Genomic DNA, 14,014 nt, shown 5'->3' on the forward strand with positions numbered 1-14,014 from the left:
GCCCGGGGCAGGGGCGGCGCTTGGTGGCGGGCGTGTTGTCTTCAGTGGTCGGTGCGGCTGTGGGCGACGGCGTTGTCGAGGGTGAGGAAGCCGGAGCGGATTTCGGGTTCGTCCAGGGGCAGGTCGTATGGGTCCTGGCTGAGGATCGGCAGCTTCTGCCAGGTGCCGCCGCGGTTTTCGGACCAGGTCCAGGTGCCGATGACGCCGGCGGGGGCCGGCATGAGGGCGGTTTCCTCGCTCTCGCCCTGGGGTCCGCGCAGGGCGGTGGTGGAGGCCAGGAGCGGTCCGGTGCGGAAGTTGACCGCCATGCGGGCGATTGCCTGGTCGGTGAACTCCTGCGGGACGAACACGCGCTTGGTGGCGAGGATGTCGGTGGTGGCGTGTACGGCGGCGCGTGGGTCCAGGAGCATGGTGGCGACCGCGGTGCTGTTCTCGCCGAAGTCCAGTTCCAGGCGGGGCTTGTCGCCGATCGGCCGCAGGTACTGCCCGCCGCCTGCGGTGGGGGGGATGACGGTCTCGAAGTGCTCGTAGTCGTCGTCGAGGACGTAACCGATCAGGCCGTCGTCGCTCTGCCCGGCTTCGCCGAGACGGATCGCCCACGGGTAGGTGAGCAGCTGGGAGGGAGCGGGATCGAAGAGGTTGTACCAGCTGACGTCGGTGCGCAGGGGGCCGCGGAGGTTCATGGTGAGGCGGGTGCGGACCAGGGCGAGGGGCCGGCCGATGAGGAAGCCGAGGCCGGGGTCGGCGGGGCCGTCCGGGTCGATGGTCTCCAGGGTGCCGTCGAGGGTGGCGCGGAACGCGTCGAAGGTCTGCTCGCCGCGGGTCTTCACCGCGTTGAGCAGCTGATAGGTGTGCCGGCTGAAGGTCTCCAACTGTTCGAAGCGGGTCATCTCGGAGCCGGGCAGGGGCGACCAGGAGACCTCCCGCTGGCGGCTCGTGTTCAGGATGACGCGGAGTTCACCGAGCGCGGCGCCGTCGGGTGCGTGGACGACGAGGGACTGGTCGAGGCGGTTGTGCAGCAGCCAGGCGCAGACCGGGTTCGCTCCGGGGGTCAGCTCGGTGTCCTGGTCGGTGGTGGCGGCGAGGAAGTCGAAGCGCAGCCGGGCCGGCTGGAGCAGGCGCGGTGCGAGTTCGACCAGCCGGTCGCTGTCGTAATTGCTGACGGGGTGGGCCGGGCGCATGGTGTCCGGCATCTCGGGCTGGCTGGTGATGAGGTTGACGGCACGTCCGAAGCGGTCGACGACAGCCAGGTTGAGGAACGCGAGCTGACCGGCGCGTAGGTCCTGGAAGGTGGACGCAGGTTCCTCGGGGTCCCAGGGGCTGGCTTTCTGGGCGCCGGGGTTGGGTGGGGGGTAGTCGCCGTTGCCGATGAGGGTGGCCAGCTCGCCGGTGGGCTGGAGGCCGGCCAGGGGCTGGCGCTGGGCGAGGGCGGCCCCGAACCCGTCGAGGGTCTGGGAGAGGTAGTTCGCGTTACGGGCCTGGGCACGGACGCTTCGTACGGCGTCGGCGGGCAGCTGGTCGCGGACGCGGGCGTAGCTCTGCAGGGTGCCGTCGATGATGTGGCCGGCGGTGGGGGCGAGCATCTGGCGGCCGTAGACGGTCAGAGGTTCGCCGGGCTCTCCGCTGCCGTTCCACTGGTAACGGGAGGCGTCGACGAAGTCCCAGTGCGCCGTGTCGCCGTCGCGCATCGGCAGAGGGAAGTACTCGGCCTTCCACAGGAGGAACAGCGGTTGCCAGGGCATGGCCCAGGGTGCGGTGCCGTACTCGGGCAGCGTGCCGGTGACGTCCCGGATCGCGCCGCTGCGCAGGGCTCGGTCCAGGATGAGGAACTCGCTCAGCAGCGCGGGGAGGCAGGGCGGTTGCTGGCCGGTGAGGTTGATCTGGGCTGCGATGGCCGCGACGTCGGCGGTGCTGGTACCGGAAGCGCGGGTGACGACGCGTTCGGGGGTACGGCAGGGCAGCGCGGTGTCACGGGTGAGGGGGGCGTGGAGGTTGGCGCCCTCCAGCGTGAGGACCGGGTCGGCGCTGTATTCGAAGTCCTCGGCCGGGACGCGGATCAGGCGGCGCGCGGCCTGGGCCCCGTAGGCGGGGTACAGGGTGTCGATGCGCGCGGCGAGGTCGGCTTCGCTCTTGCCCCAGGGCAGTTCGGCGCGCTGTGCGGCCAGGTCGCGGGCGAGGGCGACGACGCGTCCGGCTGCGCCGTCCGGGTTGGAGGGGTCGAGTTCGTCGTCGATGCGGCTGGTGAACTCGGAGGGCTTCTTGTAGAGGTGGGTGAGCCACCACAGGTGGTAGAGGTGTTCGCGGGCGGCGTCGAGTTCGGCTTCGGTGGTGTCGTGCTTGGCCTGACGGCAGTTGAGGGCGGCGACGGTGTCGGCTTCGGCCGCCCGGGCCGCGCGGGAGGTGGCACGGCCGGTTTCCTCGCCGCGTTCGCCGATGAACCAGCGGTATCCGCCGGCCACGGGTCCGAAGGCGACGTCGTGGGCGCGGCGGTCGGTGAGGATGTCGGCTTCGGGACGGTCGCGTTCCTCCAGGGCGTCGATGCCGCCGAGAAGGAATGCCTTGAACAGGTCGGCCTCGTCGGCGGACAGGGCGCCTTCGCCGTCGGCCTGGGCGCTGAGTTCGGCGACGGCTTCGGCGATGCTGTTGGAGACGATCGGGGTGACGTCGGCCGGCCGGGGGCAGGGCGAGTCGGGGACGGGGCCGGTCAGGTTCCAGTCCAGGCCCAGGACGGTGCCGGTGTAGACGGAAGCGCGGATGCCGCTGCCGGAGCCGACGGGCGGCGTCCACCGCAGGCGCTCCAGCAGCGCGGCGAGGTCGTCGGTTGCGGCGAGGATGTCGCTGTCGGGCTGGGCGTACCAGCCGGCGACGAAGTAGCTCAGCCGCTCTTGCGCGGGCAGTTCGCCTTCGGGGGTGTCCAGGAGGGTGTCGTGGAGGGAGAAGACGTTGCTGTTGTAGGGCTGGAAGACGGAGAAGGTCAGCAGGCCGGGGCCGATGGCGGTGAGGAAGGGTTCGCGCCGGGCGGCGGGCTCGCGCCAGGGGCCGGTGAGTTCGTGGCACTTGCCGATCAGGGTCGCGGCGGGTTCTTCGCTGTCGGGGGCCTGGAAGGAAACGGTGCCGTCCATCGGGTCGAGGTAGTCGCTCTCGACGACCCAAGCCTTGAGCCCCCGGGTGCTGTCGGTGTGGCGGACGACGAGCCACCGGTTGGGCACCAGAGGGAAGTCGCCGACGCCTTCCTCCTCGTCGTGGCGGCCTTGGGTGAGGGCCGCGGGCAGTTCCCACTGGAGGTAGACGCCCAGGCGGTGCTCCTCACCGGTCCACTGCTCCGGGCTTTCGAACGGGACCGGCTCGGGTGGGACGCCTTCGGTGGCGTCTTTGAAGTTGGTGATCCAGCGGTGCATCACGTGCGGGGTTGCGGTGTCGCGGGTGGCCCGGTTGACGGCGAGGGCAGCGACCTCGACCGGCACGATGAGGGTGGTGTCCACGGACATGGCCCGGGGTCCTTTCGGTCAGCGCTTGGCAGTACGGCGCACAAACGGGGGGCAGAACTCAGGACCGGGAGAAGGTCTGTGCCTGCGGGGCGTCGATCATCTGCAGGGCGAACTGGGCGGAGGAGATCCGCAGGCTTCCGGTGAGGCCGTGGGCGGTGGACAGGGCGGGCACCAGGGCGTCGCCGGAGCCGTCGACGTTGAGGACGTCCTTCCCGCCTGGGCGCAGGAAGCGCTGGAAGCGGCTGTCGTCGGCCGGCGGCGGTGGGGGGAATTCGCCCATGGGGTGGCCGATCCGGTCTCCGGTGATCCGGCGCAGCTCGATGGTGCCGAGGTCCCCGATGCCGAAGCACAGGCCGCGCGGGGGTTCCGCCAGCTCGAAGCGGTCGATCACCGCGGGGTAGAGCAGCAGGCGGATCTCGGTGCCGAACACCGCGTCGCGCACCGGTTCCACCGCGTCAGAACCTTGGTAGGCGGTGACGATGGTGTTGGGCCAGTTCGGCACCAGGCTGGAGTTGATCAGCACCGCGCACTTCGGGACCGGCCCGCCACCGGTGGGGAGGGTGTTGAGGTCGGCGTCCAGGGTGTGGCCGACGCCGACGCTCAGCGCACCGTCGACAGCTGCCCGCACCCAGTCGGTGTCGATGTAGGCGAAGCGGATGCTCTCGGCCGGCAGGGCGCGGCCGTCGGGGACCAGATGGGACAGGCTCAGCAGTTCCAGGCGGCGCAGCGCGTTCAGCCAGTCGGTGACCTTTGCGAAGTCCTCCGGGGCGGCCTGGGTGAGCAGGCCGGCCAGGTCGGGCTGGGCCAGGACCGTACGCGCGTCGCCGACGGCGCGGCGGGTGCGGGCTGCGGTGCGGCGGCGGCCGGCGCGCAGCTGGGGGCCGGCCTGGCCGAGAGCCTGATTGAGGCGCGCCCCGCCGGAACGGCTGTCGCCGTCGGTCAGGAGGCGGTCGAAGACTTCGAAGGCGAGAGGTGCGGTGAGGTGCCGGCCGCTCAGGGCCGCGGCGGACCGTGCGGCAAGGGCCGGGTGGGAGGCCAGGCGGCGGGCCGCGGTACGGGCGGCGGAGCGGAACTCCAGCAGGGCGCTGCGGAACTCGGCATCGGCGAGGGCGAGGGTGCGGCCGGTGGTGAACGCGGCGGCGTAGGTGGTGTCGAAGACGCCGTACTGCTGCAAATAGATCAGCGCCTCACCCGGGGAGTCCAGGCAGGCGGCGTCCGGCTCCGGGGGCTTTTGTGAGGGCTGGGCGGTGAGCGGTCCGCGGTAGAAGGCGAAGGTGCGCTCGCCGCTCTCCAGGCGCTGCGGCAGCGCCACGGCCCCGCCCGCCATCCGCTCCGCTGCCTCCTTCTGCGGGCCGGCCGCACCGGCCGGGCCCGAACTCGGCACGCACAGCCGCAGTTCCTTCTCGGGACGCGGTGTCATGCCGTCGGCACTGGCCAGATGCTGGGCGAGGTCGCCGAAGCCGACACCGGAGTCGGCTTCGGTGATGAAGGACCAGGAGGCGAGGGAGACCAGCCGCACGCCGACGGTGGGGGCGGGTGCGGTGAGGTACTGGTCGAAGCCTTCGAGGGAGACCAGGTGGACGACGTGCCGCCCGCCGGCGGCGGCGGGAAAGCGGTTGGCGACGAGAACGGCGTTGAGTTCGCCCTCGTCGGGTTCGGGGTCGTCGCCGGCGCGGGTCGCGTCGGGGCGTCCGCCCTCGCGCAGGTGCGCGAGGTAGCCCATCTCGGTGGGCAGTGGCTTCACGGCGTCGAACAGGGTGTTGGGGACGAGGACGGTGGCGCACTGCTCGTCGTACTCGTCGGGGCGCAGGCTCTCCGGTGGCAGAGCGGGGGGCTTGCCGGTGCCGAGGGCGCCGTCCAGGAGCCGGCGCACTGTTCCTGCCTTGACCAGGCCCACCGCGTCCGGGTCCTCCGGCAGCTCGTCCTCGCGGAACACCAGCAGGGCCATCCACGGGACGGCAGCCGGATGGCCGGGGCCCAGGGGGCGGTTCCAGGGCAGGCCGGGAACGTCGAGGTTGATGTGCGGGAGGGTCTGGCTGTAGGTGCCGACGGCGTCCGGCACGGGGAACTGGGCGTTGATGCCGGTCGGGTCGAAGCTGAAGCGCGGCTGGACGACGTCGAAGGGCTGCGGGGTGGCGTCGATGACGCGGTCCGCTCCGCCGACGTCCTCGAGGGTCTGCCGGTTGTCGATCCGGTACCGGCCGGCGTACAGGGAGGGGATGCGGTGGTCGAAGAACCGGGTGCGGTGTTCGGCGCCCGGCTCGCTGGTGCGCGGTCGGGAGTCGGGTGTGGTGGTCACGGGCGTGCCTTTCGACAGGACGCGGCGGCGGGCGGGTGAGGGCGGAGTGGCGGACGCGGGGTGCACGGCATCGCGGACCGGCCCGGGGCACGGTCCCGGGCGGCCCTGGGGTGGCGCGGGGGTCAGCCGGCCGCGACCAGCATCGGTTCGGCGGTGAAGGCGGTGCCCGCTGCGTGGGCGTAGGCGCTCAGGTTGGTGTCGAGGGTGCCGAGGTTCGCGCCGAGGCCGGTGAGGGCCTGGGCCAGGGCGGCGCGGTCGTTCCGGGTGGCGGTGGTGTCGATGCCATCCCGGATCGCGGCGATGACGCCACCGGGACGGGTCGGGACCGGGCCCGTGGCGGGCTCTGCGGCGAGCGGCTGGTTGCCGTCGAGGGTGATCGGGTCGAAGGAGATGGCCTCCTCGTCGAGGAACCCGGTGGAGGTGCCGTGGTCGACCGGCGGCGACGTCAGGCGCATTCCGAGGATCCGGTTGGGGATGATCCCGTCGCCGGATGCGTCGGCCTGGACACCCCACAGGCCGTTGGGCACGTTGCCGCGCTGGACGGCACGCCCCCAGGGCCCCAGAGCACCGGGCCGGCCGTTGTAGGTGAGCCAGATGCGCAGCTCGCTGCCTTTGTCCCGCACGTGCATGGGCAGGATGTCGACCGCCGTGTCGGAGGCGGCCTCGACGGTGTCGGCGCCCTGGTTCAGGCAGACCTTGCTGACCGGGGCCTGGGTATCGGCGGTGAAGGTGAAACCGCCGCTGCTGACCAGCCACGGCTTGACATCGCCGCGGGTGGCCGGGGCGCCCTCACCGGCGTAGCCGGCAATCGCCGTGGTGCGGACCATGTTCTCCGGCGGCGGCAGCATGCCCTGGAAGCCGCCCCAGTCCAGCGCGGGGGTCTTGTTACGGCGGCTGGCGCCGAAGCCGATGGTGAAGGAGATGAACCACAGGTGGACGGTGGCCTCACCGCCGACCGCGGGGCCCCAGATCCGGACGCTGACGCCGACCTCCACCGAGATCCTGACCTTGACGAACCAGACCTTGATGGTCGCCGAGACCCCGACCCGGATGCCCATGCCGACATCGAAGTAGAAGGGGTTCCACTCCAGCAGCGCGTCCACCCGGGCGGTGAGCCAGGCCCGCAGCATGCCGGACTGGAAGACGACGTCCAGGGAACCGCCGGCCATCAGGGACTTGGGGGTGAACGCGGCGTAGGCGTTGCCGGTGATGTTGACGGTCGACCCGACGCCCCAGGTCAGGCCGGCCGGCTGCTGGCGCGGGTAGCGGGCGGGCAGTTCCCGCCCCTTGGGCATCGCGCCGAGCACGAACGCGAAGTCACCGGCCTGCCGGTGGTTGCCGAACCAGAACTTCATGCCGACGCCGCCGCGCAGCTTGCAGTTCGGGTCGATGAGGAACGTCTTCTCGGTGAACGCCGCGCCGATGCTCAGCTCCCCGGCCGTCGGACGCAACGTGGCTTCGATGCCGATCTCCACCCGGGCGATCTTCTTGTCGCTCTTGGTGGGCAGCTGCATCCCCGCCGCGCCCAGCAGGCTGATCGTCAGGTCGGAGCCGGTCTGCACCAGCGCCATGGCGCGGCCGCTGAACGTCTCGAAGCAGTCGAAGGCCAAACCGGCGGCGAACCACAGGTCGCCCTCCTGCGCACGCACCCACGGGTTTCCGACGCCGATCAGCTCGCTGAGGACCTTGAGCGGGTCGACCTCGTCGCCGTCCGCGCCGATCGCACCCGGATTGTCCAAAGCCATCAGGAATGGGAAGTCGCCCAAAGCGTCGGCGGCCGGCACCCGCACACGGCTGTTCCAGCCGAACCCGGCGGAGATACCGCGCACCTGGAACTGCCGCGGCCCGAACCCGACCTGGCTGCCGAGGGAACCGTAGGCGAACAGCGACGGATCGGCCCCGGAGCCATCGGGCACGACGTAGGCGCCCATCGCGGAGCCGTTGAACGCGCCGGTGTCCACCAGCAGCACGCCCCCGACCACAGTCGAGTATCCGGGGGCGCCGTCCGGCAGCGCGGTCAGAGCGCCGGCGATGCGCAGCGGCGGACTGTAGTAGTCGACGCTCAGGCCGTTTTCGCCGCCGGGCGTGCCGATCGGCGACCAGCCGCGCACCGTCGGCGCCTCCAGCACCCGCATGCCCTTACGAAGCCGCGGCCCGGGACGGGGGGTCAAGATGCCGTGCTCGGTAACCAGCGCCTGAGGTGTGTGGTCGCGGTCCGCCCGGTTGCGGTGCTGCCGGGCGGGCAGGGCACGGCCCAGGCCATCCAGACGTTCGGGGTCGACCGGCGGCGCGGAAATACGCCTGGCCAGCCGCAGCACCCGGCCATCCACCAAGGCCCAGGCCCCGGCAGGCAGATCCGTACCTTCTGGAGCGCCGTCGACCAGGACCAGACCGCGGCCTTCGCCTAGATCGACCATGGCCAGGGTTCCGGTCACCCGCTCGCCGTCAGCGGTGAACGCCAGGTCCACCGGCGCCGTGGATGCCGTGATCCTGGCCTGCCCGCCGGCCGACAGGGCCTGCGGGTCACACACCGCACCGTCGATCCGTAGTGTGCCGCCCGGAAACACGAGCGCCGCGGCGTCGGGGTCGGCGAACACGGACGCCGGGATCTCGACCGAGCCTCCCGGAGCCGCCTGGGCGAGGAGCTTTCGTACATCTTCGACGCGTGACGTCACAGCGATCCCGCCCTCTACTTGCGCCACAAGGGACAAATGGAAGCGCACCCCGCCATTCGGCGGGCGGGCGCGTCCGCTTCGAGAAGCCTAGCCAGTCAAATACCGAACGCATACGTATAGGCACTCTGCGTGATCACATTGGCTGGAAGGCAGGCATGAAACGCATCAATGGGTACGATCTTCCGGGCTGCACCGCCCTGTGCGCAGAAGCGTGTCCATCAGGACCTCGCAAGGCCACACGAGGGCGACTCACCGAAGCACGGCTGCCGACCGACGCCCCTAAGCAGACACGCGCGACACTCGTAACAAGCCACCTCGCCCGCCACTTCAGGGATACGCCCCGAGGCTGGCGCGCAGCCGCGCACGAAGATGCGGACACTCCCCTTCCGCGCCGTCGCCCGGCTGTTCGGTGGAGCTGCCGGCAGCGCCCACGGACACCACTGACCCCCTCGCCCTGCCCAGGCCGCGGACTGGAACTTCTCGGCAGGCCGGGCGGCGCCCTAAAGACACGGAGCAGGGGCTTAGAAGGCACCTGCTCTGTTCTCGTGATTCCTGGCCGCCGAGGTCCAGGTATGGGTGGTTTCGTTCTGATTCACCGACAGCAGACACATTGAGTCCTGTACGGACTGGATTAACTCGGCGAAGGAAGCAAACCTAGAGCGGTCTTTGGAAAGTGGAACCTGCTCTCTGTGCACCAACGGGTCCGCGAGAGGTGCGTCGCGGGCGCAACATAGCCGACGATCGCCGGTTGGCCAAACCGGCGCTTCTCAGGACCATTGAATTACCAGGGGGCGCCGACGCGTCCCGATGTCTCGTGTGAGGAGTCATGTAGCTTGTCGAAGCCTGCGATAGACGAATCTTCCTTGCTCTCTGCGGACCATGTCCGCGCCCTTCTGGAGTGGATCCAGCAGGAATCTTCGGGGGCCGTTTTCCCTTTCCTCGCCTCTATAGCGGGCACCGCGCTTTCGCCGGGCGAAGCAGCATCGGTTCGGGTGCACGACGTGACGCTCCCGGACGGGGAGTTCGGGGAGGTGCTGGTCCGTGCCAGTGAGGGCCGGAGGGTTCCTCTCTCCCCGGACATCGTGGGTGTGCTGGGGCGCTGGATCGACGAGGCGGATTTGGAAGCAGAAGATCTGCTGTTCCCTGCTGAGCGGGGTGGGCCGTTGGCGTCCTCCGAGTACAAGAGGGCGTGGAGGCGGGCTCGCCAAGCGGTGTTGAGCTCGGACGAGGTGAAAGCGGGCTTGGGGGAGCAGGTCTCCAGCCTGCGTGACTCCTGTCTGGACCGCTGGCTCGAGGCGGGCGTTCCGGCATGGGGTGTCGCCGAGTGGGCCGGTATGAGCGCGAGCTGGATTGCGCTGCGTTACCCCCACCGCTTCCGGCTGGAAGACGTCGAGATCGACTGGGACCACCTGGAAGAGATCCTGCGCCTTCCGGTCGTTCCCGAGCGGTAGTTTCCCGTCCCGCGCTCCGACTCACGATCCGAGCGCGAGACCACCCGCCGAGCACATCTCGAACGTCGTCGGTCCTCACCTCATGCGGCCGTGTCACATGGCTCGGCCCCTCAGCGATCTGGTCCCACTGCCCTGACAGGGCCGGTTGACCTGCGCCGTGGACCGCCGACAGCCCGGCTGAATCAATTCACCTGCTTGGCCTTCCCCCTCTGTTTCCGAGGACTCGCGCATGCCTGCCCATTTGCTGTCCATCCCCGCTGTCGCCGCAGCCCTGGACGTCGACCGCCGCACCGTCTACCGCTTCATCGCCGCCGGAGACCTCCCCGTCGTCGACCTGCGCACCGGGACGGAACGATCCCGCGTCCGTGTCCCTGCTGCCGGGCTGGAGGAGTTCATCGCCAGGAGGCTGGTTGGTGCCCCGCGCCCCCGTCGGTGATCTCTCGCCCCCAGTCCAGCCCTCACCATTTCCGAACTAAGGAGTAGTACCGCGTACCTGCGCAAATTGAAGTCCGGCAAGTGGCAGGCGACCGTACGCAACCGGGCCGGAGACCGGTTCAGCGAGTCCTTCCCCCTCAAGGCCCAGGCGCGGGCCTGGGGCATTGAGCTGGAGACCCAGTTCGCCCGCGGAGGCATGCGCGACCCGCGGGCCGGCGAAACCGCGTTCCGGGAGTGGCACGACCGGTGGTGGAACGCCCGCATCGTCGAACCCCACACACTCCGGGGCGACGCATCAAGCATCAAGAACCACGTCATGCCCTACTGGGCGGACTGGGAAATGCGGGCCATCACCCGCATGGACGTCCAGAGCTGGATCCGCTCCCTGGTCGAGAAGGGCACAGGCCCTGCCGCGATCAAGCGGGCCTACAACCTGACGTCGTCCATCATGCGCGCGGGGGTCGACGACGATGTGATCGCGGTGAGCCCGTGCCGCAGCATCGATCTGCCGCCCATCGCGGTCAAACCGCCGCAGTGGTTCACGCCCGACCAGGCGCAGAGCATCCTCGACGGACTCGCCCCCGCCTGGCGGACGATGTGCCTGCTCGGCTTCTACACCGGACTGCGCTGGGGAGAGCTCTCCGGCCTGCACCGCCACCGCATCGACACGCGCCGCTCCCGCCTTTTCGTGGTGGAGGTCAATACCAAGAGCGGCATCAAGGAGTACCCCAAGAGTTCCAAGAGCCGCCGGGAGGTCCCGCTCCCGCCCCACGTCCTGGAGGCCCTCGAACGCCACATCCACCGGCTCGACCGCGACGCAGTGGTCTTCACGACCATCACCAAGGGCCGCTCCGGGCGCCTCCTCGCCGACAGCAACTGGCGTCGGCAGACCTGGTGGCCTGCTGTCGAGGCTGCCTACCACTTCGGCGACGACGGCGAGTTGCAACTCGTCCCGCACTACCCGCCGCACTCCATGCGCCACACCTGCGCTTCGTGGCTGGTCCAGAGGGGGGTCTCGCTCTATGAGGTCCAGCACCTTCTCGGCCACGAGAGCTTCCAGACCACCCAGCGCTACGCCCACCTCCAGCCGGACGCGCATAAGGCCGTGCTGGGAGCCTGGAAACGCATGGAAACCCCGCTCACAATCGTCGCATGAACGTTCCTTCGCGCTGTCCTCCACGGACAGCGCGAAGGCGTTTCCCGGTTGGATTGGGGCCGGGTCACGTTCGCGGGTCGGTTGGCTGGTCGTCGGGAAGCGTCCAGCGGCCGTCGGCGTCGAACGGCCACGGGTAGGCGTAGGCATCGATCTTCGCCAGCTCACGCAGCCCCTCCCGCCCGGCCGACGGATCCACAGGAGTGCGCAAGGGTCCCTGTAGGGGGTCGAGTTGCACCGCGTATGCCTCAGCCCATTCCAGCCAGTCTGCCTCGTCCGCCGCAACCGGCGCGTCGCCGGCTCGGGCGCGGACTGCCTGGCAGAAGGCGCGGATCTCGTCGGCCTTCCGCCAGGCCCGAATCTGCCCGGTAAGAACCGTCGCCCGGTGCTGGTCGATCTGCTGCTCGCGAGCCCGCGCGACGGCCGCGTACCAGCGGCGCCGCTGTTCGGCCTCACGCAGCTCCTTCTCCCGCTCCCGACGGTCGGCTTCCGCCGCAAGGCGTTCGAGATCCTGCAGTAGATGTCCCAGCCGTGATTCCAGTGTCCACCGGGCACCGTCGCTGTAGGAGTACGAGTGCTGGTACCAGCTCCCGGAGGGCGCGCCGAGAGCGAGGCGGTCGTTGAACTCTTCGTCGTACTTGGGCAGGCGCGTCCAGGGATTGCGCTCCTGCTGACGGAGCTCCTGCGGTGTCGGCTCGTGCGGGACCTTGGTCGTCCGCTCCGTGAGAACGAGAGGAAAGGCCCGGCACCGGATCACGATCGCGACCATGTGTGCGGCTTCACCCCGTTTCAGGTCGCTCTGGGCCTCGACCGCGTAGCCGCGGCCTTCCGCTTCAGTAAACAGTGCGTGCATGATCCGCAGGGCCCGGTCGGCGAGTGGACGCGACAGGTACAGCGGGATGACTTCCGGCTTGCCCCGGGTGTCGACCACCCTCTGGGATCGGCCGAGAGCCTTGCGCGTCGCACGAACGAGACGATGAGGGCGATCGAGAGTCTCCGGCACGTCGACGACCGGAACGGGAGGAGGCTGTGCTGCCTTCGCAGCCTCCTCGTCAATCAGCGTGAAGACACAGTCGCCGCGCTGTCGGCCGTTCCACCGCAGCTTGTGCCCTGTGGGTACGTTCCCATGGTGGAGCGCGTCGTAGTACGCAGCCCGCCATCGACCCCGGGTTTGCGCGGCAGGATCGGGAACCGTGATCTTCTCCGAGGCCGACTGCAGACGGGAGATTAGCTCGGCCCCGTCGGCAGGAGCCCGCGCGGCCTGGGCGGCATCGCCCTTCAGCCGCTCTTTCTCGGCCTGGACCTGTCGGGGATGCTTGCCGTGTTTGAGGTAGTAACGGCCGTCCGCAGTGACTACGGCGACGTGTCCGCTCCCGCGCCAGGTCCGCTTGATCAGGTCCCGTTGTTCCAAGGCCCAGGATGTCTGGGTCCGGGCAGGTGGGATGGGCATCGCACTGGAAGCTGCCGCGATCTCGCGGAGCAAGTCGACCTGGGGCTCCGTCAACGCGTACTTCACCACGTCGGCTCCTCGACGGTCCGTGGACGGGAAGACCAACCTAGGCGCTGAAGGCGCCTAGCGTGCAGTGGTCCTCCAAACGGGTGCATCAGGCTGTTAACGACCACGGGCGTTGGGGCGGTGGCGTAGGAACTCGCAGCGATCTTCCCCCGTGTCGCCAATTCACTGCCGTGACGCTCATTTGACGCTCCGAGCCCCGTACGTCTCCCTGGCCGAGTTCGAAAACGATGCCTGACCTGCTATTTCGGGCACGGCCGTCCATGCTGACGTCTTTCCTATGACGCACCATGTGGAGTGCGTCGTGGTGCTGGAGCGGGCCACGAAGGGCGCTTGACCTGCGGTTTCCCTGTGCGCGCTACCGCGCCGCAAGCCGCGTTTTGGCGTAGTTCCGCGGTCGGTTGGTTGGGCGCCCGGAGCAACCCTCGGCGCCTGGATTCCCGGCACTCCGGTGCCACATGCCAGGCGCCAGGTGCTGGCTCCTGGAGAGCGGCGAAACCTTCAGCGGGGTGGGGGGCCGTGACCAACGCTCCATGAGTCCGTCACGGTCCCGCCCCCCCCAAGTCGCGCCGCACCCAGAGGATCGTGTAAGTTCTTCGAGTTGCCACGGAGCCGACAGGCCCCAGGGCAGCCATCCCGCCGCTTCAGCGGCACACCACTACTGAACGGCCCCTCACCGGGAACAATTTCGGCATGCCGGAATTCGGACCAGGACTCGATTACGAGTCGCCGAGGGATTCCGCTAAAGTAGTGATCACGCCGAAAGGCAAACCCCCTCCGACGGGGAATCGGAACCGAAATCGAGCCGACAAGGCGAGGCAACGGATCTGATAGAGTCGGAACCGCGAAGAAGCCGAGAGGCCGAAACGCACCGGCGAAAATCGGAGCCGCAAGGATCTGATAGGGTCGGAAACGCAAGACCGAAGGGAAGCGCCCGGAGAGCCTGGTGAAACAGGCACAAAGGAAGCGTCCGTTCCTTGAGAACTCAACAGCGTGCCAA

7 protein-coding genes are annotated in these 14,014 nt (G+C 69.5%); 3 read left to right on the forward strand and 4 right to left on the reverse strand.

Annotated features, from left to right (window positions below; translation table 11 throughout):
* Window positions 1–41: 41 nt before the first annotated feature.
* The 3 genes from AB0G84_RS31430 to AB0G84_RS31440 all read right to left on the reverse strand — a co-directional run bounded on the left by AB0G84_RS31430 (window position 42) and on the right by AB0G84_RS31440 (window position 8,384).
* Complete coding sequence (locus tag AB0G84_RS31430; RefSeq protein WP_361328317.1) at window positions 42–3,488, reverse strand: hypothetical protein; 3,447 nt, start codon at window positions 3,486–3,488, stop codon at window positions 42–44.
* 58 nt (window positions 3,489–3,546) lie between these two features.
* Complete coding sequence (locus AB0G84_RS31435; protein ID WP_361328324.1) at window positions 3,547–5,787, reverse strand: hypothetical protein; 2,241 nt, start codon at window positions 5,785–5,787, stop codon at window positions 3,547–3,549.
* A gap of 122 nt (window positions 5,788–5,909) precedes the next feature.
* Window positions 5,910–8,384, reverse strand: coding sequence for a DUF6603 domain-containing protein (locus AB0G84_RS31440; RefSeq protein WP_361328327.1), 2,475 nt, complete (start codon window positions 8,382–8,384; stop codon window positions 5,910–5,912).
* 911 nt (window positions 8,385–9,295) lie between these two features.
* Between AB0G84_RS31440 and AB0G84_RS31445 the strand changes: the two genes are divergently transcribed.
* The 3 genes from AB0G84_RS31445 to AB0G84_RS31455 all read left to right on the forward strand — a co-directional run bounded on the left by AB0G84_RS31445 (window position 9,296) and on the right by AB0G84_RS31455 (window position 11,504).
* Complete coding sequence (locus AB0G84_RS31445; RefSeq protein ID WP_361328330.1) at window positions 9,296–9,913, forward strand: tyrosine-type recombinase/integrase; 618 nt, start codon at window positions 9,296–9,298, stop codon at window positions 9,911–9,913.
* Between the two features lie 229 nt (window positions 9,914–10,142).
* Window positions 10,143–10,349, forward strand: coding sequence for a helix-turn-helix domain-containing protein (locus tag AB0G84_RS31450; protein WP_361328333.1), 207 nt, complete (start codon window positions 10,143–10,145; stop codon window positions 10,347–10,349).
* 66 nt (window positions 10,350–10,415) lie between these two features.
* Entirely contained in the window at window positions 10,416–11,504 is a 1,089-nt protein-coding gene (locus AB0G84_RS31455) for a tyrosine-type recombinase/integrase (protein ID WP_361328336.1), read from the forward strand.
* A gap of 64 nt (window positions 11,505–11,568) precedes the next feature.
* Here the strand turns inward: AB0G84_RS31455 and AB0G84_RS31460 are convergent, their stop codons facing one another.
* Window positions 11,569–13,020 (reverse strand): hypothetical protein, encoded by a 1,452-nt coding sequence (locus AB0G84_RS31460; RefSeq protein ID WP_361328339.1) that lies wholly within the window; start codon window positions 13,018–13,020, stop codon window positions 11,569–11,571.
* Window positions 13,021–14,014 lie beyond the last annotated feature (994 nt).

Source organism: Streptomyces sp. NPDC020742 (genome assembly GCF_040641675.1).
In the GTDB taxonomy this organism is placed as follows: domain Bacteria; phylum Actinomycetota; class Actinomycetes; order Streptomycetales; family Streptomycetaceae; genus Streptomyces.

Bases quoted from the DNA above. Each gene is read 5' to 3' on its own strand.
- AB0G84_RS31430 (WP_361328317.1), bottom strand. From the start codon at position 3,488: ATGTCCGTGGACACCACCCTCATCGTGCCGGTCGAGGTCGCTGCCCTC.
- AB0G84_RS31450 (WP_361328333.1), top strand. From the start codon at position 10,143: ATGCCTGCCCATTTGCTGTCCATCCCCGCTGTCGCCGCAGCCCTGGAC.